1 protein-coding gene is annotated in these 363 nt (G+C 62.8%); it reads left to right on the top strand.

Features of this window, described 5'->3' with window-relative positions; genetic code table 11:
* Positions 1-318, top strand: a 318-nt coding sequence (locus tag KVS69_RS18985; protein ID WP_217539521.1) for a hypothetical protein, incomplete at its 5' end; no start/stop codon positions are given.
* Between the last annotated feature and the right edge of the window lie 45 nt (positions 319-363).

Genomic DNA, 363 nt, shown 5'->3' with positions numbered 1-363 from the left:
GACGGTTTCGAAAACATCTTCCCGATCGAACAGGGGAAGATGAAGACCAGCAGCGGTCTGATCGACCTATCGGGTCCGGCCCCTTCAGCGGCGGGTCTGGCCTGGCGGCCGCGTATGGTGACCCTGGGAGCAGGTCCTTTCAGGGGTACCGTGCGCGGCACATCCTTTGCCGGCGACTCCAGTGAATATCTGCTCGACACGCCCTTCGGCCCGCTCAAGGCCGAAGTGGACGCGAGCGTGTCGTCGCATGCGCTGGGCAGCGACCTCTCCTTCGACCTGCCGGCCGAAAAGGCCGCGCCGCTTTTAAGGTTCGCCTGAGCCATGGGTATCTGGATCGATACAGACAAGGGCTTCGACGACATC

Source organism: Stenotrophomonas sp. GbtcB23, from assembly GCF_019091045.1.
GTDB lineage: Bacteria > Pseudomonadota > Gammaproteobacteria > Xanthomonadales > Xanthomonadaceae > Stenotrophomonas > Stenotrophomonas rhizophila_A.
The sequence above is the reverse complement of the archived record's forward strand: the minus strand, read 5'-3'. Positions and strand labels throughout refer to the sequence as shown.